This window comes from Sorangiineae bacterium MSr11367, from assembly GCA_037157805.1.
Lineage (GTDB): Bacteria > Myxococcota_A > Polyangia > Polyangiales > Polyangiaceae > Pendulispora > Pendulispora rubella.
Genome location: CP089983.1, coordinates 12,700,257 through 12,719,821, shown reverse-complemented (window position 1 = coordinate 12,719,821; position 19,565 = coordinate 12,700,257). Strand labels below are relative to the sequence as shown.

The window sequence follows — 19,565 nt, the reverse complement described above, 5'->3', positions numbered from 1 at the left end:
ATCATCCACTCTCCTTCAATCAATGTCTCTGTCGGTATCAAACGTTCGTGGGTTGGACGGGCGACTCTCGATTTGCATCAACGAAAAATCGGGATGATTCACTTGGGATCCACCCGCCGTCGACCTTACACGGACCTGTATACGCAACAGTCTTGCCAGCGCCGGAAGGGGGGGTCGACCGCTTCCTTTGCCGGATATTTGCGGGATTTCCTGAGGCCCTGGTCCCGCAGCACCATGGATCGCGCGTACACCGCTCCCTGGGTACACGCCGGGTCGCCCGCCGAAAGTTTCGCTGCATTGGCAAAACTACAGAGCAGCGCAGGATCACGGGCGACGGATTCGCGCGCCCATCCGGGTCGCATACGCCGCCTTCGTTTCTGCCGAGGCTTTCGGATTGCGATTCATCGCGGCCATGGCGGCGCGGTATTCGACGATGGCGTCGGGATGTCGTCCCATGCAATCGTAAACGTAGGCCAGGTCCTCGTGCGCATCGGTTGATTCCGGGTGAAGCGCAACATCGAGGCGCATGATGCGCAGAGCCCCCTCGTCCTGCCGAAGGCGTAGCAGGTTCGAGGCCATGCCCCCCAAGTGGGATTCGCTGGCGGCCGGCTCGTTCGCGTCCACCGCAAGGAGCTTGCGGTACGCGCCAATGGCCTCGTCGACGCGATTCGCTTCGAGTAGGAAGATGGGCGCGGCCGCGTCGCTCGCGAGGCGTACGGCATGCTCCACGCGTCCGCCTTCGCTCGTCATCACGGCTTCGTGGTCGTTCGGAAATGTGATCCGCACTCCGGTATCGCGGCCCACGAAAATGTCGCCATCGATGGGGACGAGCTCCTCCGAGTCTTCGAACGGGCGCCGAAGCGCCATGCGCCCTCCACTCAGGTCGAGATCGAATCCATCCCGTGCTCCGAAGGTCCAACGCCCCGCGAAGGGTGCCAAGCGTGTTGCATCGAGCGGGCGCCGTTCGAGCGCAGGCTCATCGTAGCCGTCCCACGCGTATTCGTGGGCAATCGCGCGCAACACTTCTTGCATGAGACGCTGGCTGCCGACGCAATTGCTCATCAGCACCACCCCATAGCCTTTACCTTTGCGAACCGTGGATATCGCCTGGAATCCCTCGTTCGTGCCCCAGTTACCAAAGTACTGCGCATTCCCGTGCCGCGAAAGGAATGTACCCATCGCGACATCCTCGTCCTGACGGACGGGTGCGACGGACGTCGTCATCCAGGTTGCGATTTCCGCCGGCACGTGCGACGGACGACCGGCCAGGGCGCGCTGAATTTCGAGCCAGAATATCGCAAGATCGCCGGCGGTGGTCCAGAGACCACCGGAGGCCAATTCGGCAAACATGTGCCGCTTGCCAGGGATGACGCGGTCGCGCATATGGCCTGTCGCGTACAGCCCACGGTCCGTGGGGAGTGGCTGCACGTACGTGCTACGCGCCATGCCGAAGGGCTCGAACACGCGCTCCTTCGCGATGCTCGCGTACGAGCGGCCGCCTTCGGCGTCGAGGACCGCTTGCTGCGCAATCGAGACTCCGCCGCCCGAATATCGAAAGCGCGATCCCGGTGCGAGGTCCACGACGACGGGCGGCGAATTGGCGGGTGGACGGCCATCGAGAACTTGCAGCAATGTGGGGACGGCGTCATCGAATGCGTATCCGTTGAACCCGGGGACGGTGGTTCCTGCGGTATGACTCAACAACTGCCGCAAGGTAACCGGCGTGCGGCGCGTCAGTTCGTTGGGCGGGAGCTTCCAGCTTTTGAGCGACGCATTGATGTCCGTATCGAGCGCGAGCTTGCCTGCGCGAACTTCCCCGAGCGCGATGAACGCGGCAATCGACTTGCTGATGGATCCCGACTGCATCGGTGTCGTCTCGGTGAGACGCTCGCCCGAGTTCGCGTCGGCAACGCCGTACGCCTTGGTCCACGCGAGGCGGAAGTCGTCGATCACCGCCACGACGAGGCCAGGCACACGGTGTGCGCGCATCCGCTCCTCGAGGGACCATGGCGCGGTCTCCCGCGCAATCCGCACCGGTGGGAGCAAACCGTGCTCGACGCGCGCGATGCGCTCGGCCACCGTGGGCGCTTCGGGCGTCGCGCCGGTGGTCCTTGAAGCTGGCACGAGCTTCGGCGACGTCCCACACGCGCCTGCGGAAACGAGCGAGACGCATGCCAGGACACGGCGAGCCCACCGGCTTCGGTCGAACATGCCCAACGCTTCGCCGCAGCCTCGGGAAAAATTTCGTTCAGTTCATCTTAACTTCGCCGCCCGCGACGAGGTTCAGCAGCCCCATGGACCGAATGAGTGGCGCCGAAGTCTCCACGGCCTCGCCGCTGATTTTGATTCCGCTAGAGCCTACCGCGAGCACGATCTCCGTGGGCGCGGTCAACGAGGTCTTGCCGCCCTGCATCGAGAGATCGGCCCCCTCGCATTTGATCTGCACCGCCGGATCGGCCGTAATGGCAACCTTGCCATTGTTCTCGATGCGGGCCTTCGTTCCCCCGTGTTTGATCTCCGTCACGGCTTCGACGGCCAGCGTGACGTTGTTTTCTTTCAGGGTGAGGGTGGTGGCTCCCTGCGTCGCGAAGACTTCTTTGTCGCCCTTCAGCGAGATCTTCTCGGTCGCGTGCCCGGTCCAATTCTTCGACTCGAGGGTCGTGTCGCCGGGTTTTGCGTTCGTCGTATGATTTCCGGCGGAGACATCGACGATGCGATTGCCGGTGGTGACCGTCAGGTGCTCGTCGCCCGATTTCACGGCGTGTTCGCGACCGCCGGATACCGTCACATCTTCGCCTTTGTCGACAGTTTCCGACCGGTGCTTCTTGATCTTCGTCGTTTCGTTCGCGCCGACGCTCACCTCGCGCGCCCCGCCCACCGACACGGATTGATGTGCGCCCACCGAGTTACTCTGATTCGCCGCAACGGCGGTGTTGTGGTTGTGGCCCACGGTTTCGCGGAGATCGCGCTGCGCGTGAACGTAAATCTGTTCGCTCCCCGCCGTATTGTCCTGCGTAATCTCGTTGAAGCCGCCGTTTCCCGGGATGCTTTTGGTGCGCCACACGCTTTTGGCCACCTGCCCGGGCAACGCGTAAAGCTGCGCTTGCACCGTATTGTAGACGGCGCCCAAGATCACGGGCCGATCGATGTCATCATCGAGGAATCCCACGACGACCTCGGAGCCGACTTTGTGCGCCTGCCAGAAGCCTTCGCTGGCGTGGGCCGCGGGCGTCATCATGCGCACCCAGCACGAGCTCTTCTCGTCGAACTTCCCCTCGCGGTCCCAGAAGAATTGAACTTTGACGCGGCCATGCTCGTCCACGTACGGGTCACCGTCCTTCGGCCCCACGACCCGTGCAGACTGCAAGCGACTACGCGGTTTGCGCTTACGCTCTGGATGAATCGGAGTCTCCGCCGGCACCGCGGTGAACGCCGTCGGTTCGTGCGTCCCTCGGAAGCCGCCCCCCTGCGTGGCGCGTTCCACACCACCGGCCACGTTCACGCTGGTCAAAAGCCATTTGCGGTTGAATCCGTCCTCGCGGTGCCCCTCGAGCGAAAAGGTGTACCCCGCCGAAAAGCGCAGCGAATGTGCCGTCCCGGAAAGGGCGAAGGCGCTGGCGCGCAATTCCTCGAGGCGCATCTGCGCACGCGTCTTGCCGACGCCATCCTTGTCGACGAACCCTCCCGGATAGTCCCGCACCTCACGCTTGTGCGAATTGGCGGTCGTTTCCGTGCCCGGCGTCTCCATGCGCGCCATCAGCGCCCGATTCGGCTCCAAAAAATTGTAGTCGCGATGCTCGAAACTGCCCGCGCGAATCCTTTGCGTACGCCGGACGCTGCGGACATGCTCCCCATGCACGGCGCCGCCCGTTTCGTTGAAGGACAACTCGAGATCCGGCTCGATTTCCTCGTAACCTTTTGGCTCGTTGGAAAAGACCACCGTGGTCTTGCCGCCATCGTGCTCGAAGAAATAATGCATCCCTTCTTCGCTGGCGAGCCGCGCGATGAAGTCCAAATCGGACTCGTTGAATTGCGTGCAATAATCGCGCTTCGCGGGCACCCCGTGCACGTGCCAGCTGCACTCGATCCCTTCCGGCTCGCAGATCGCTTGGACGATCTCGTGCGCGGCCATATTCTGAAAAATGCGAAACCCACCGCTGTACCGCAGATTGGCCATCCGCGGCTCGACGACCAACATCACGCGCACCTGCGTCTTCCCGACGAACGCCCCGTCAGGGTACACCCCCGTCACGATCCCCCGCACCACGTGCGCCTCTTTGCCGTCATGCTCGATGGTGAACACGGCATCCCGCCCCAGCGCGGCTTCCAAGCGCGCAATGGTTTCCGGCTCGGCATCCGTCCCCACCGTGATGGCGTATCGAAAGAGCGTGGACAGCTCTTCTTTGCCTTGGTACGACGCCACGCGCAGCAGAGAGCTGTCCACGTCGGTGATTTCGAGCTTGAACGCGATGTCCTCGTGAAGGGCACCGAAGAGGGAAGTGGCGTCGGTAGAATCAGGCATTTGGATCGCCCCATTGAATCTTTTCGTCTCGTCCCGCTTCTCGCATTTCGCGAATCGCGATGGTCAAATATTCCCGATCCTCTCGCCGGGCGGCACGAACAATTTGATTCTCAACATCATCCAGTACGGCCTGTTGCACGTCACTATGATGTGAATACAGCGACGCGAGTCCGCTCATAATCCACTTCCATCGCGACCATCGCACCCAAGCGTGCCCGAAGAAACCTTCATGAAGTTCGTTCAGCGAGTCTCGCACGTCTCCCGCTAGGCGACCGATGTCGCGACGCAATGCAAAAACTCCAAATTCTACGATACTCTCACCGCCGCCACGCCGCCACTGATCGTACTGAGAAAGGAAACGCAATGTCGCTATTTCGTTCGAATTCAAATTCTCTGGCCCCAAAATCTCGCCTCTCATCCAATGTCGATCGAGATTACGTCGCATGAGCCAATACGCCGCCGATGCGGAAGGAGTCCAGTTGCAAAGGTCCAGATCATAGTCCTCGCCCCCCTCGGCCTCGAGCACCACAGCTTCGAGAAGGGCGTTGACGTCCGGCAGATGAGAACGGCCTAGTGCGGCCGCAAAAAGGAATGCCGGCGAGCCGTTCATCCAGATAAGTTCGTCGAGATCCGAAATGTCCCTAACTCCTCTTCGCAGCCATGCTGAAAGAGTTTTGCTAGCCGCGGCGTCCCACTTCCCCTGTACCAGTTGCAACAAGACTCGAGCCGGTGCGCTCAGCTGCGACGAGGCCTCAAGCAGTTGATCCCGCTCGCTCTCGTCCCTCCTCCGCCAGGCAACGGACGCAGCAACGGAGATATGAACCAATTCACTCCCCCATCGTGCGGCCCCCGACAACCATTCTGCGCCTCGATCCAGGTCCGCAAGCGCCGCAACACCGGCGGCTAAGACGTAGTCCTCGAATTTCGTCGCAAGCAGTTGAGCGAAAATATGGTCCGCGCGTGCGCGCACACGCTCTTCAACGCTCTGCTCGAGGACGACTTGCGTCGCGCGAGACTCCCACTTCCGATCCAGGTACCATAAGCCCGGAAAACCAACTGCACTGTTCGTGGGGGTCACACGCGCGTCCCCTCGACGATAGGCCGCAGGCTGGAGTAGTTCGAGCAGTCCGCGCAGAAACGGAGCGGCATGCACTACCCCCGTCGCGAGGACATCGATAAGCTCGTCGACCATCTCGGGTGCGCCGTCCTTGAGCGAAGCTCCATCGCTCACGTAGCGGACGGCGGACATGACACCGTGATACGCATCCTCCGGTGTTTCCGCGGTGCATGCCTGTCGCAGCAACTCCGGAACGGCTGCGGCCGAATCAACACTCGAACCGATGTCTTTCCAATCGCGTCGCTCTCCGCTCGTCATGCTCCTCCTCCTCCTCCTCCTCCACCGCCACAACCCTTGCCGCTCGCATGCTCGTCCTCAGGCTTTGGATACACGTGAGGTTTACCGATTGGCATCCCTTTCCCGTTGTGCTGCTCATAGCTGATCGTGATCCCGTACTGCTTTGCGAATTTTTGCAGCCCTTTGTCGCAAAAATCTTCACAAGGTGGAAGTGAACTGAATTTTCCCTGAGGTTTCGACGCCAACCAGAGCGTCCCACCACGCATTTGCTCGGCCTTCCCCGACTGTGCAAGGTGGTCCATGAGCAAATTTTCGCTATCGCCGAGGCGACCAAACCCGGATTTGGCCATGCCATTGTCGCCAGAATTCCTTAAGTTGGGCCAGCGATTCGTCCCTGTAGCGGGGTTGACGACATCTTGTCGCGCGAGACTCCCAGGCGGCGAGTACTGCGCCGTCATGAGGTGTAGACCCAGGGGGTCAATCCATATGAGTGGGTCGGAGGCATATCCGTATGGGCGTGGGCCTCCCGTCAAGGCAATTGGATCTTGTGATATATAGTCGCCGCGTTCAGGATCGTAATAACGAAACCGGTTATAATAGAGTCCCGTTTCTACGTCTTCGTATTGCCCGGGCCAGCGCCAAGGGCAATCGTCAACGACACCTTGCTCGATACGCGCAACACCGTAGATGTCCAACTGCGCCTTCCACGCAAGCTCACCGCCCTCGTCGAACATCTCGCTCGGTGTGCCGACGAAGTCCGTCACGATGCTGTATTTCTTCCCGTCTGGCGCCACCTTGCCAATTGGCTTGAACGTCTCCGGCTCAAAGAGCCAGGTAGTCCTTTCGATGGTTTCCCCGTGTCGTTTCACCTCATGGATCGGGACTTCGCGGTCCCACATCCAATGCATGCTCTGCCCATCGAGTATCTTCGCCACCCGGCGCTGGAGGGCGTCGTACTGAAACGTCACCTTCGTTCCATCGGGCTTCATTACATGGGCCAAGGTGCCGTTGCCGTTCCAGCCATATGTCCACTGCGCACCGTCCGGCTGCGTCTTTCTTTCCAGGTTTCCGTCGAGATCGTACTCGAACCTCGTCCCGTTCGCCTCCAACAGAACGCCGGATCGGCCGTAGTGACGATCTTTCCGTTCACGCGTCTTGAACAAGTTGCCCGTAACATCCGGTGCGCGCCATTGCAGCGAACCATCAGGGAGTGTTGCCGCGACGAGACGGTTTCGAGCGTCGTGATGAAACTTCGTTTCGGCATCACCCTTTCCAGCTGCAACGTGCCGACGAGCGACAAGACGCTCGCTACCGAGCCATGCATATTCCGTTCGCGAGACGAACTCCGATGCACCACCTCGTTGGCGGACGACCTCGTGCGAGAGCGGTAACCCAGAATCGTTTCGAGTCCAAGACGCGCCGGCACCTCCACTCATCCGTCGACCGAGTTCATTGCCAATTGGATCACGGTCAAAAGACACCGCCCACGTACTTCGTGGAGTCCCGTTGTCACCTTTCTCCCACAAAGATACATTCGCGACGCCGCCCATGCGATCTCGTGTCACCCGTTCAGCGAGCCCGAGTGACGTCGTCGTCTCCGTACGGCGACCGGCGCCGTCGCTTTTGCAAGCAACCCAATGTCCGCCGAACCACTCTGCGACAACGCGCCGTGCGGAATCACGCTGGAAGCGCACCGTTCCCGCGGCATTCGTTGCCGTTTCGACAAGCCCTTCTGCGTCGTAGGTGAACGATTCTTCGCTTCCATCCGGATACGTCACGTGCGTTACCTTCCCCTCCCAGTTGCACGTGTACTTCCGCTCCAGTTTACTGGGCATGATATGTGTCGTGACGTGACCGAGCGGGTTGCGGAGGTAGATGTGTGTCCGGCCATCGAATCGGATTTCTTGGGCGACGCGGCCGCATGCATCTCGCTCGAACGTATATAGTTCTCCGGCCTCATTGACGACCTGTACGAGAGTGTCCTCGGATGAATAGCGGTACTCGAGACGGGTCCCACCTTCTTCTCGCCATGCCAACTTGTGGTATCCGCAATAGCCGTAACGTATCGCGCTCGTCGCATCCTGGTAAGAGATGACGTCTCCTCCCGCCGAGTATTCGATGGCGCGAACGGCCCCATCGGGCTCCTGCAGACGAATGAGGCGAGACTCCCAGTCGAACGAGAGACGCCTTACGCGTCCCATCTCGTCGCGCACCTTCTCGAGACGACCCTGGCGATCGTACGAACGTTCTTCGTACGTCCCATCTGGGAAGGATATTTTAGTTATCTCGCCAAACGCATCGCGCTCGTAGGAGAAGACAAGATCGTCGACCGTCACGCGAGAAAGGAACTTGCCAACGTACTCACACAGAAACGTACTCGCGGGCGTTCGTCGCCAAAGCAACCTTCCCCATTGATCATAGGCCCAGGCCCAAACGGAACCAAAAAAGTCGACAGCCTCTACGAGCTGATCGTACCCGTCGTAGCGAAGCGTGAATGATGTTCCGTCGGGCAGCGTGCGTTTCGTCTCATTCCCGCGTCCGTCGTATTCGAATCGAATCGCATTTCCCAGCGCGTCGATTTCCGCCGTCTTCCAGAGGTGCTCGTTGTATTCGAACTTGGACGTGGCGCCGTGAGGGTCGATAACCTCTTCGACGGCGTTGAGCGCGTTCATCTTGTAGGCGGTCACATTCCCCAGCGAATCCTCGACCAGGGTGACCATGCTCTTCTTGTCGTACGTGATCTCGCGGAAAAATAGCCGATCTTGCCCTTTGCCGTCGCTGCCCCACGTGCGGATGCAGTTGGCCATGGCGTCGCGGGCGTCGTATTCGAACCAGAAGGTGACGCCGTCGCGGTCCGTTTCCTGGATGATCAGGTGGTTCTCGTAACGGTAAACCCGCGCGTGGCCCAAAGAGTCGATGGCGCGAACGAGGTCGCCTTCGGCGGAGTACTCGAAGGTGACCTGGTTGTACCAGCCGTCGTCCTGCTCGGCGATGGGGACGGCGATGCGGCGCAATAGGCCGTCGCGATGTTCGAAACGGATCCAGCGGCCTTCGCTGGTGGTGACGGATTCGAGCAGGTGGTCGCTGCCGTACGCGAGATCGACGGTGTGGCCGACGCGATCGCGGATGCGCGTGAGGAGCGATACGTTGTTATTTCCCGGAAGAAGCGAGAATTCGCGCGTTAGGCCGTCCACCGAGCGGACTTCGTAGCGCCCTTCCCCGTGGTAACGCAGGGTGAGTCGGTCGATGGGGTAAAAGACCTCGCCACCGATAGGCAAGTAGCGGCCGGGCAAGTGCCGGCATTGAAATTCGACCTCGCGGCCGTCGCCCATCTTGTAAACGACTTTGCCCCGCTCGAGCCAAATGGCCTCGTGCAAGGTGTGGCTCCACCCGTAACCGAGGGGCGAGGGGCGCTCGGCCCAGGTCGACGAGTAATTGCGCTCGAACGTGATGGGAATCGGCCCGCGCAGCGTGAAATCCACGGCGCTCGTGAGCAGCCGGCCGGTGGCCACGTCCACGGGGTGGCCCGTGAGCCAGCATGCCGCCTTCGATGCGAGATCGCGAAGGCGTTTCGTCGGGAGCAAACTCGCGAGCTGCTGAAACAAGCCTGCCGTCCACTTGTTGCGGAGAAAGAAGGCCTTGGCGGCCGACGCGAGGTCGAGCGCCGGTGGGCCCATGGTCAAAACCGGCAATCCTTTGGGCACGGCCAGCAACACGGAGCTTGGCAAACGCACCGGATCGCTGCAGCTCATGGCCAAATCCGGAAGACGGCTGGCGTTCGATCCCTCGAAGTAGACCGTTTTCGAGCCCGTAATCAAAATAGCATCGCCCGGCGGCATCGCGGGAGGATCCGGATTCGGGGGCGGCGGCTTGATCTTCAGCTTCAGCGGCTTCGGGAGCGGCGTCCACATGAAGCCGGGCGGAATGAGCATGTGCGGCATGGTCAGCTTGTTGGTCGCGTCGTCCCCGGTTTTGGCGCCCTGAAAGATGCCATTGACGACGACCGGGCCCTTGATGGGACCACCGAAGATCGCCGCCATGCCGAGCCCCATGCCCATGCCGAGCAGGAGCCCGCCGGGGCTGAATTCGATCATGCCCACGAAGGGCATGGGAAACGGAGTCGGCACGCCGGCCGGGGGAGGCGCGGGCGGCGCCGGGATCATCTCCATGTGGATGTCCAGCCCGACGACGAGATCCGTTTGCTTACCCGCGAACATCGCTCACCCCCGTCACGTCGCTGCGGGACGCGGGAGCCACGTGGGCGTCGGCCCGCTCGATGGGCACACCGCGCTCGTACGCGTCGGCCTGGTCGAGCAGCGATTGTGCGATGGGAAACGATCCGTGATCGCGGTACACCTTCGCCAAGGACCGAGCAACCAGCGGCGCACTCGAAGCGGCCGCCATCTCCGGCGGATGGATCGCGGCAATTCGCAGCGCGCGCTGCCAAGCCGCCACGGCCGCCGACTCACCGCCGCTCTGAAGTGCCAACTGGCCCGCCATCCGGTATCCCTCGATGGCCAAGGGCGGAATGTTCCCCCGCTCCGCCGCCTCTCCTGCTCGTGCGTAATGATGTGCCGCCTCGGTGAGACGCCCCTCGAGCATGTGCACATTCGCGAGCCCCATCAGCGCCTGGCTCTCCAGATCCGGCAATTGGGCAACGCGGGCGCGCTCAGCCGCGGACTCGAACGCGGTGATGGCACGCGCGCGGGCGCCAGCCTGAAAGATGTAGACCGCAAGCGACACCTCGAGAACGCACGCGATGTTCACCAGGCCGAGCTCGATGCACTGCGTGCACGCTTCGGTCTGAAGGCGAATCGCATCCGGATACCGTTGCTCTTGCATCGCAAAGGCCGCGCCCACGATGCGTTGTTTCAAGACTCGGCCCGCCGCGCCGGCGAGTCCCGCCATTGGCCCCGCCGCCTCGGCGAGAGCCTGCGCCACCTCGGGCGGCAGCTCCGCGTCGCGCGGAGGTTTGCCATGGCGCGGTGGGGCGCATACGTCTTTCGGTCCGGCAAATCCGGATTGCACCTCCGCGGACGCCGCCGCCGGAGCCTGGGCCATCGCGGCGAGTTGCGCCGCGTATTCGCGCCGGCGCGCATCCTTGTCCACGAGGCATGTGGCGGAGAGTCCTGCCTCACCGAGAGGGCGCATCAATGGGTCGGCGAGGGTATGGCCAAGTTCGATGACCACGATGCGAACTTGCGCAAAGGCTTGCACACGGAGCAATTCCAAAAGAGCGACCGCGAAGTCGTTCGGCGCTTCGAGCACGCCCGGGGCGAGCACCAAAACGAGCCCCCCGAGCTCGGGAACCATGGAATGCACGTACAGGCATTGCTGGATCTGCCGTCCGAAGGTGACGATTTCCTGCGCGTCGTAGGTGAGCGGCGGAAGTGGCCCCAACGCATAGCCCTCTTTGGCCATGGCCTCGCGGCGGGCCTCGTGAATCACGCGCATTCGTTCTGCGCGTACCGTCCACCCCGGATCGTCTCGCGTGTGCGCATCCTCAAGAGCGAAAAACGGACTTCGGTTGCGTGCATCGCCCTCGGCCAGCGCAACCTGATGCAGCACGACGGCGCGCTCCTCGCCGCCCGTCGCGATGTGCATCAGGCGAATTTCAGGACACTCCATGAACCACGAGAGGTCCTCCTGCAATGCCATGAACGGTTCGCTCGAGGCTCCCATCGTGTCCTCCTAATTCAACTTCACCAACAGCCCCGTGATCTCGTTCAACGTCATCCCGGTCGACTTGACGGTGGCTGCCAGGGTCGACACGCTCGATGGGCTAATGGTGATTCCGCTCCCGCCCACCGCCAGCTTGATCTCGGCGGGCGCGGTCAATGCCACTTTCCCACCGGCCATGAGGAGCTGCGCACCCGCGCAGGTGACCTCCAATTCGGGCGCCGCCGTGATGGTAACCTTGCCCGCGTTGTCGATGAGGATCGTGGTTCCCCCGTGCGTCACCTTCGTTTCCGCGGCCACCTCCAAGGTCACGTTTCCGCCTTTGAACGTGGCCTTCGTACCGCCCTGTTGGACGAAGATCTCCTGATCCCCGGTCAGGGAAATCTTCTCGGTGGCGTGCGCATTCCAGTTTTTCGTCTCCAAGGTGGTGAGACCGGCCTTCACGTTCGTCGTATGGTTGCCCGCGGTGATATCAACTGTGCGATTCCCCGTGGTGACGGTCAAATGGTCGTCGCCGTCTTTCACCGTATGATCACGATTGCCGGTCACCGTCACGTCTTCGCCGGTGTCGACGGTCTCCTTCCGATGGCCGATGATCTTCGTCGTCTCGTTGGCTCCCACCGTGACTTCGCGCGCGGCGCCCACGGACACGGATTGGTGCGCGCCCACGGAATTGCTCTGATTCGCGGCGACGGCGGTATTGTGATTGTGCCCTACGATTTCTTTGAGATCACGCTGGGCATGAACGAAGATTTGTTCCTTCCCTGCCGAGTTGTCGTGCGTAATCTCGTTGAATCCTTTGTTGCCCGGGATGCTATTGGTGCGCCACACGCTTTTGGCAACCTGGCCCGGCAACGGATACGTCTGCGGCTGCGCGGCGTTGTAGACGGCGCCCAGGATCATGGGCCGGTCGATGTCGTCGTCGATGAACCCGACGACCACCTCCGAGCCGACTTTGTGCGCCTGCCAAAAGCCTTCGTCCGCATGCGCAACGGGCGTCATCATCCGCACCCAGCAGGAGCTCTTTTCGTTGAACTGGCCATCTCGATCCCAAAAGAACTGCACTTTCACCCGGCCATGTTCATCGACGAACGGCTCTCCATCTTTGGGCCCGACGACGCGTGCACTCTGCAAGCGGCTCGGGGGCTTTTCCACGCGTTGCGGATGAATGGGCATCTCCGCAGGGACGGCGATGAAGGATGTGACCCCGATCGATCCGCGCGAGCTCACGGCTTCGCGCAAAGCACCTTGAACCGCGCCGTCGAACTCCACACGGGTCAGGAGCAAAGCCCGATTGAATCCGTCGTCGCGATGCCCCGATACGCTGAACGTGCCCCCCGCCACGAGCCGCGGTGAAAAGGCCGTACCGGTGACGATGGCCGCGTCGGAACGGGCCTCGTCGAGCCGCAGTTCCGCGAGCGATTTGCCCGGGCCGTCTTTGTCGGTGAACCGACCCGGGTAATCCCGCCACTCGCGCCGGTGCGAATTGGCCGTGGTCTCTTGGCCCTTCGTTTCGGCGCGCGCCACCAGGGCCTTGCCGGGCTCGAGAAAGTCGTAATCGCGATGCTCGAATGCTCCGACACGCACCCGCTGCCCGCGCTGGATGTTGCGCACATGCTCGTCGGCGACCGCGCCCTGCGTCTCGTTGAAGGTGATGGAGAGATCCGGTTCGATCTCCGGATATCCCTTTGGCTCGTTGACGAATACGACTTTGGTCTTCTGCTCGTCGTGCTGAAAGAAATAGTGCATCCCTTCTTCGCTGGCGATGCGGGTGATGAACTCGAGATCACTCTCGTCGAGCTGCGTGCAATAGTCGCGTTTTTGCGGCACCGGATGGACGTACCAGAGGCACTCGATCTGCTCCGCCTGACAGAGCTCGCCCACGATTTCGTGCACGGCTTTTTCCTGGAAGATGCGGAATCCGCCGCTGTAGCGCAGGTTTGCCAGCCGAGGCTCGAGGGTGAGGACCACGCGCGCCTGCGATTGGCCGATGAATGCGCCATCCGGGCTCACGTCGGTGACGATCCCGTGGACGCGGCGCACCGGCTTTCCTTCGCGCTCGACGACGAAGGTCGCATCGCGGCCCAGCGCCTCTTCGAGCTTCGACGTGGACTCGGGATCGGTCCCTACGACGACGGTGTATCGAAAGGGAGCCGAGAGCTCTTCGACGGCGCGAAACGAGGCGACGCGGAGCAAAGCTTCGTCGACATCGGTGACAGTGAGCTTGAAGGCAAAGTCCTCGTGGATGGTGCCAAAGATGCTCGCGACGTCACCAAAATTGGCCATGGCACAGCATCACCTGGAGGCCGTTTGGGTGCAAAACTTTAGTGGGCCTCTTGCCCACGCAACCGCCCGGGGAGCCCTGCACCTCATCCCGCAACCGCAGCCTCCTGCGCAACGTCGAGCCCAGAGCTCAGCCGCGCCCTCTACCCCTCGAATCGGGCCCCCTCCGTTACGAGCGCCTCTATCCGCGGCGAATCTCCTCGAGCCTCTTTTTGAAGAGAACCTCCGTCTCGTTGATCCCAACCGAGGCACCGTTGCCGAAGATCTGGCACGCGAAGATCACCTTGCTGAAGTCAAGCGGCCCCAGTCCAAACGCATTATTGAACGGCATCATCAGAATACCTCGATTGTACTTCGGTACGAAGTACCATTCGTGCACGAGGTCCACCAACTCGAGGAGCGTGGCCCCCTGACGTTCGCGCTCCCGTAGTGCTTGAACCAGCTTCTCGTCATCGTCCGCGCTCATCTGAAAATGACCTCCACCTTTTCATAGGCGCCCGGACTTCCGACGGGCGTCCCCACCACTTCGACATGCGTAAACCCGAGCCGGGCCGCCATCGTCCCGGTGAAGGTTTCCCGTGCCGCATTCTCTAGAGAATTCACTGGACCTATCACGCCCTGGGACACGGCGTCCCGACAGCTGCACCTACCTTCCACGGCAAATGAGGCTACAAATATTCATATTCAAAATAGATCTCGCGAATCGGCAAGCCCTCGTGCCGTAGCGCACTCCCTGGAAGATTTTTCCCGAGAAGGTCGGCCCATCGTCCCCTACGCGATCGTACGTGCTCGAAAGGTCGAGACACGATGAGACCGGCCGTCCACGAGGTGGTGAACTCCGTTTCGTGCACCTCGCGATGTATCGCGTTTCGCGTGGGGTCGCGGATGGAGTACGCGAGTGCGCCATGATGGCGCATACACGTGATTCAAATTGCGTCACGCATCGAATTTGACACTGGCGCGCCGAGAATCTCGGAGGGAAGAATGATTTCCCGCTGGACTCGACCGATCGACGTGATAAGCAAATCTGGCTTCCAATAACGTTCGTGACGGTAGATTCAGTACCATAACCTACATTGGTGTGGTGTTCATGATTCGGTAGTGCGGCGCCGGGGGACGACCAGTTCTTTTGCTTGGATCCTCGATATGCGCCGGCTCATGGCATGGCGATCGAGCGCTCTTGTCTTTCGAAACCGTTTCCCGATCAAACGAGGAATCGAATCATGCAAAGACGTCCGATTCACCTTCTCTTTGGATTCTGCTTGTTGTTCCTCACGGCGTGTGTCGTGGGAGGCTGCGCGGCGAGCGATGGTGGCAACGAGGATGACGACCTTGGGGTCACCAGCGACGGCGTTCAGATCGTGCAAAAGGGCGTCGATTACTCCTTTGCACGGCCGTCGCCCTCGCGGCTTCGCGCGGAGGGGTACACCTTTGCGGCTCGCTATTTGAGCTGGCTGCCCAATTCGAAAGTTCTCTCGGGGGGCGAAGCGTCACAACTCCGCAACGCCGGCGTCGATATCGTGCTCGTTTGGGAGTACAGCGCACACGATGCCCTCGACGGCTACAACGGCGGCGTCACCCAGGCGAACGAAGCCATCCGTCAGGCCAACGCGCTCGGCATGCCCGCAGGCCGGCCGATTTACTTCGGTGTCGACTTCGACGCGCGCGAAGATCAGCAAGGTACCATCAACGCCTACTTCGATGGTGTCGCCTCGGTCATCGGTCGACAACGAACCGGCGCGTATGCCGGCTACCACGTCATCCGACGCCTCTTCGACGCGGGCAAAATCGGCTACGGGTGGCAAACCTACGCGTGGTCCGGCGGCAATTGGGATGGGCGCGCGCAACTCCGGCAGGTGCAAAACGGTATTACGGCCGCGGGCAGCGGCGGCTGCTGCGATCTCAATCATGCCGTCGCGAACGACTTCGGGCAGTGGGCGGGATCGGGCGGCGGCAACCCCACGGATCCCCCGCCCGGAGGCCCTCCGCCGAGTGATTGCTCGGTGCACGGCGACGGCAAGCTCTATTGCAAGAACACCCCGGGCGCCGACATGCACTCGGCCGCGAACTACGGAAGCAGCGTCGTGAATCACCTGCGCTCCTCGTACAGCTGGTTCGATTGCTGGGGCACCGGCGAACGCCACACCGGCGGCAACACCACCTGGTACCACACCATGGGTGACGACAATCGCAATTGGGGATGGGTTCCCGGCGTGAACCTCAACACCCCCGATGCCTTCGACGCCAACCCGAGCGCCCACGGCCTCCGCCAGTGCGACGGCGGTGGTTCCCCTCCGCCTTCGTCGGGCAACTGCGACGTGCAAGGTGACGGAAAGCTCTATTGCAAGAACACCGCGGGCGCGGCGATGCACTCGGCCGCCAACTACGGAAGCAGCGTCGTCAACCACGTGCGCACCTCGTACAGCTGGTTCGATTGCTGGGGTACCGGCGAGCGCCACGCCGGAGGCAACACCACCTGGTACCACACCCTCGGTGACGACAACGGCAATTGGGGATGGGTCCCCGGTGTCGACTTGAGCACGCCGGATTCGTTCGACGCCAATCCCAGCGCGCACGGCCTAAAGCAATGCGGTGGCTCGGCCTCCGATTGCTCCGTGCACGACGACGGCAAACTCTATTGCACCAACACCGCCGGGGCCGCGATGCATTCGGCCGCGAATTATTCGAGCAGCGTGGTGAACCACGTGCGCACCGCCTACAGCTGGTTCGATTGCTGGGGCACCGGCGAGCGCCACGCCGGCGGCAACACCACCTGGTACCACACCCTCGGCGACGACAATGGCAATTGGGGATGGGTCCCCGGCGTGGATCTCAAAACCCCCGATGCCTTCGATGCCAACCCGTCGCAACAAGGCCTGCGAAGATGCAATTGATTCGCTAAAGCGCTTTCCAGAAAAGAAACCCCGCGCGAACATCTCGGTCCGCGCGGGGTTTTTCCGTTTTACAGCACCGCGGACACGGCGGAGATCCGCGTCATGCGCACGCCGCTGTTCGAGCCACCGCTCGACGTGCAGCCGCCGTTCGTGTGCACGCCCACGAGGCGACCATTGGCATTCAGGATGCCCGATCCGGAGCTCCCCGGCTCGGTGTCGATATTGCCGTAGGTCATGTAGTTGCCACTGAGGCCCAAACGGGTGCCCGCCTCGATCTGCTTGCGGTCGCCGCTCGGGTGCTGGATGATGGCCAACGTCGCACCGGCCGCCGGGTCGGAGACGAGCGGCGCGGTCGTACCCCAGGTGCTGCCCGGCGTGCCTGCGAGGCGGACGATCGCGTAGTCGACGCTGCCGAGGGCGTCTTCGACGATGGCGGTAATCTGATAATGGCTTTGCGGCAGCGTCGCCGTCCCCGCGGCGTTGTATTCGTAATTGAACGACACGTAGTCGCCCACCGTCGAACTGTCGACGCAGTGGCCCGCGGTGAGGAACAGGTTGGAGGAGATCAGCGTGCCCGTGCAGTACTTCCCGCTGGTGGGCGACGTCTCCATCGCGCCGACCGGCCTTTTGCGGGCGGCCACGAAGGCTTGACTCACGCCGAGCGCCCCGTTGTACGAGTTGACGTACTGCTTGTCATCCACGCCGCAGATGCTCTCGGTCGTCGCGAGCTCGCGGTTCACCACGTAGTGCTCCCGGTCGCGCATCTTGCGCACGAAGTCCGGGTGATCCGCGACCCTGAGGGCCTGCTCCTCCGTACCCGTCGAATCGACATCTTCCAACGTGGAGTCGTCGGCGCCAGCGCAAGCAGCAAGTACGGAGACCGAAGAGGCCAAGAACAGCATTCCAATTTTCATGAGTCCATCCAATCCTTTCGCCGCACGGCGGGCGGAGGTATGCCCTCACTGGGAAAGGATCGGCCCAAACTGCGACTCCCCCCGTGAAGCATGCCCGCGATGCACTCGAGAGCGTGCGTCCGAATTGGTGCGGGCGGGAGTCGTCCATTTGGCTGACTCCTGCGCGCACGCAACAGATCGTGCCACACGGAGGTGCCCTCGACGGGGGATGAGCTCTCGTCAGCGATGCCGAATGGGCACGTACTCCACGCCGTTGCGCAGGAACGAGCTACCGCGCACCGTCAGCGTGGTGGGGTGATCCTCGGCCACCCGCCCGCAATCGGCTTCCTCGATGATGCGGGCCTCCCCCGTCGCCTTGTCGTTCCAGCCGGCAAACAGGATGATATGACCATCGGGAACTTTGTTGAGCGCATCACCCGGTTGAATCTGATCGGGCGCGACGACCTCGCTCACACTCGTATCCTTCGGCGCGAATTCCCAAGTGACACGGCCGGGTGCGGGCAATCCCCACGCATACGAAATGAGCCCGGAGCAGTCGGAGCGGTAGTCGTTCCAATCCACGCGATCGGCGGCACCGGTGCGCGGGCAACTTCCACCGCAGGCCATATCGGGCTTGCCTTTGGCGCTTTGGCAATAGGGCATTTCGGCATCGACCCATTCGCGTGCCCGGGCGACCGCGTCGTTGCTCGTGCCGCCCCCACCACCGCCGCCATTGCCGCCCCCACCGCCATTGCCGTTGCCCCCTCCCGACCCGCCACCACTGCTCCCGCCACCACCGTCGCTGCCGCTACCGCCTTGGGGATTCCCACCGCCGCCCGACGAGTTTCCTCCCCCGCCCGAGCTGCCCGTCCCGCCATCCGATCCCCCGCACGACGTCGTGCACGACTTCACCGCGTCCTCCGTCGACGTGACGGCTTTGCGGGCCTGCTCCGCGCAGGATTGGGCATCGGACGAAATCGATGAATCGCCGCTCGATGCGCAACTGCCCGAGCCGGAGCACGTGAGCAGCAGAAGGCCGTCCTGGCCCATCTTGGCGCACTTGACGACGAGGTCGATGCCATCGCCCACGAGGGCAATGAGGCTCGTTGCACAATCCGTGGTCAGCGACAGGCACGTCCCGGTCACCAGGCCTGCGTCGGTGGGCTCCACCAGCGAGCTCGTTTTCACCAGGCCCTTCCCGCCGCTGTCCCGGGAGTGCGGAGGGTGCGCTTTCGCGTCCCGGTCGAGCATGTCCACGATGCGCCGCGCGTTCGGGTCGTTGGCGAACGAATTCTCGAACATCTGAAAACCGAGGTTCGTCGTCCCGTCCGTCTTGCGCGAGGCGGCCGAATCGACGTAATGGAGGGTCGATTCCGCGCGGCTCTTCATCTTCGCGCGAACGCCCGGCCCCGTGACGGTCGTCGTCACGGTACTTTGCATCGCGTCGGTGGCGCGCGCCTCGCGGCGAAATTCGACGACGGCCGCATTCGAACCGTCGTAACCGCGAATGACCGTCGTCCCCCCGGATTCGGCCCGAACGCCCCAAATGGTCACGCCCAGCGCCGAGCGCGTCTCCTCCGACGCCTCGATCACCAGCGGATCGTTCATGCCTTCCGTCGTGTTCTTGCCGCCGCAGGCCGCAATCCACGTCGCCCCCACTACGAGCCCGCTCAGCAACTTCACGGAATGGCGAATCATGACTTTCTCCTCGCGTTTGGATGTGCAGTCGGGCCTTCAGCAAGGGTTGCACCAACGCGCGAATACCCGTCAAACGCGCCGTTCATTCGCTCGGTTGCCCCGCGAAGCAGGAACCTCCGTTTCCGCCGCGGAAGCAATGCTTCCCCGCGCGTTTCCCTGGGGCGGAATATTACGTATATGCAGCGTATACGCGACACCATCACGGACGGCCCACGCGTTGCAGAGCTCCGGTCCGGAGGTGA

At 62.3% G+C, this 19,565-nt stretch carries 10 protein-coding genes; 1 reads left to right on the top strand and 9 read right to left on the bottom strand.

The genetic code is table 11. From position 1 onward, the window contains the following. Positions 1-324 precede the first annotated feature (324 nt). The 7 genes from LVJ94_49555 to LVJ94_49525 all read right to left on the bottom strand — a co-directional run bounded on the left by LVJ94_49555 (position 325) and on the right by LVJ94_49525 (position 14,304). Complete coding sequence (locus LVJ94_49555) at positions 325-2,211, bottom strand: beta-lactamase family protein (GenBank protein WXB04927.1); 1,887 nt, start codon at positions 2,209-2,211, stop codon at positions 325-327. A 37-nt stretch (positions 2,212-2,248) separates the two neighbouring features. Beyond that, on the bottom strand, positions 2,249-4,522 hold the full coding sequence (gene vgrG, locus LVJ94_49550; protein ID WXB04926.1) for a type VI secretion system tip protein VgrG: 2,274 nt from the start codon (positions 4,520-4,522) through the stop codon (positions 2,249-2,251). Next, entirely contained in the window at positions 4,515-5,897 is a 1,383-nt protein-coding gene (locus LVJ94_49545; protein WXB04925.1) for a hypothetical protein, read from the bottom strand. The genes vgrG (LVJ94_49550) and LVJ94_49545 overlap by 8 nt, the downstream gene beginning before the upstream one ends. Next, positions 5,894-10,093 (bottom strand): DUF6531 domain-containing protein, encoded by a 4,200-nt coding sequence (locus LVJ94_49540; GenBank protein WXB04924.1) that lies wholly within the window; start codon positions 10,091-10,093, stop codon positions 5,894-5,896. Before LVJ94_49540 ends, LVJ94_49545 begins: the two co-directional genes overlap by 4 nt. Continuing rightward, positions 10,080-11,558, bottom strand: coding sequence for a hypothetical protein (locus tag LVJ94_49535; protein ID WXB04923.1), 1,479 nt, complete (start codon positions 11,556-11,558; stop codon positions 10,080-10,082). The genes LVJ94_49540 and LVJ94_49535 overlap by 14 nt, the downstream gene beginning before the upstream one ends. Before the next feature lie 9 nt (positions 11,559-11,567). After that, positions 11,568-13,841 (bottom strand): type VI secretion system tip protein VgrG, encoded by a 2,274-nt coding sequence (gene vgrG, locus LVJ94_49530; GenBank protein WXB04922.1) that lies wholly within the window; start codon positions 13,839-13,841, stop codon positions 11,568-11,570. Positions 13,842-14,019: 178 nt separating this feature from the next. Continuing rightward, complete coding sequence (locus LVJ94_49525; protein WXB04921.1) at positions 14,020-14,304, bottom strand: hypothetical protein; 285 nt, start codon at positions 14,302-14,304, stop codon at positions 14,020-14,022. A gap of 757 nt (positions 14,305-15,061) precedes the next feature. On the opposite strand from LVJ94_49525, the gene LVJ94_49520 reads away from it, so the two are divergent. Further along, positions 15,062-16,732, top strand: a complete 1,671-nt coding sequence (locus LVJ94_49520; GenBank protein WXB04920.1) for a DUF1906 domain-containing protein — start codon at positions 15,062-15,064, stop codon at positions 16,730-16,732. A 68-nt stretch (positions 16,733-16,800) separates the two neighbouring features. On the opposite strand, the gene LVJ94_49515 is transcribed toward LVJ94_49520, so the two are convergent. Further along, positions 16,801-17,646, bottom strand: coding sequence for a trypsin-like peptidase domain-containing protein (locus LVJ94_49515; GenBank protein WXB04919.1), 846 nt, complete (start codon positions 17,644-17,646; stop codon positions 16,801-16,803). A gap of 219 nt (positions 17,647-17,865) precedes the next feature. Beyond that, a complete protein-coding gene (locus tag LVJ94_49510; protein ID WXB04918.1) occupies positions 17,866-19,323 on the bottom strand; it encodes a hypothetical protein in 1,458 nt (485 codons plus the stop codon). Positions 19,324-19,565: the final 242 nt, after the last annotated feature.

Excerpts from the sequence above, each read along its gene's own strand:
- LVJ94_49510 (WXB04918.1), bottom strand. The coding sequence starts at position 19,323 with ATGATTCGCCATTCCGTGAAGTTGCTGAGCGGGCTCGTAGTGGGGGCG.
- vgrG (WXB04922.1), bottom strand. The coding sequence starts at position 13,841 with ATGGCCAATTTTGGTGACGTCGCGAGCATCTTTGGCACCATCCACGAG.
- LVJ94_49555 (WXB04927.1), bottom strand. The coding sequence starts at position 2,211 with ATGTTCGACCGAAGCCGGTGGGCTCGCCGTGTCCTGGCATGCGTCTCG.
- LVJ94_49520 (WXB04920.1), top strand. The coding sequence starts at position 15,062 with ATGCAAAGACGTCCGATTCACCTTCTCTTTGGATTCTGCTTGTTGTTC.
- LVJ94_49545 (WXB04925.1), bottom strand. The coding sequence starts at position 5,897 with ATGACGAGCGGAGAGCGACGCGATTGGAAAGACATCGGTTCGAGTGTT.
- LVJ94_49515 (WXB04919.1), bottom strand. The coding sequence starts at position 17,646 with ATGAAAATTGGAATGCTGTTCTTGGCCTCTTCGGTCTCCGTACTTGCT.
- vgrG (WXB04926.1), bottom strand. The coding sequence starts at position 4,522 with ATGCCTGATTCTACCGACGCCACTTCCCTCTTCGGTGCCCTTCACGAG.
- LVJ94_49535 (WXB04923.1), bottom strand. The coding sequence starts at position 11,558 with ATGGGAGCCTCGAGCGAACCGTTCATGGCATTGCAGGAGGACCTCTCG.
- LVJ94_49525 (WXB04921.1), bottom strand. The coding sequence starts at position 14,304 with ATGAGCGCGGACGATGACGAGAAGCTGGTTCAAGCACTACGGGAGCGC.
- LVJ94_49540 (WXB04924.1), bottom strand. The coding sequence starts at position 10,093 with ATGTTCGCGGGTAAGCAAACGGATCTCGTCGTCGGGCTGGACATCCAC.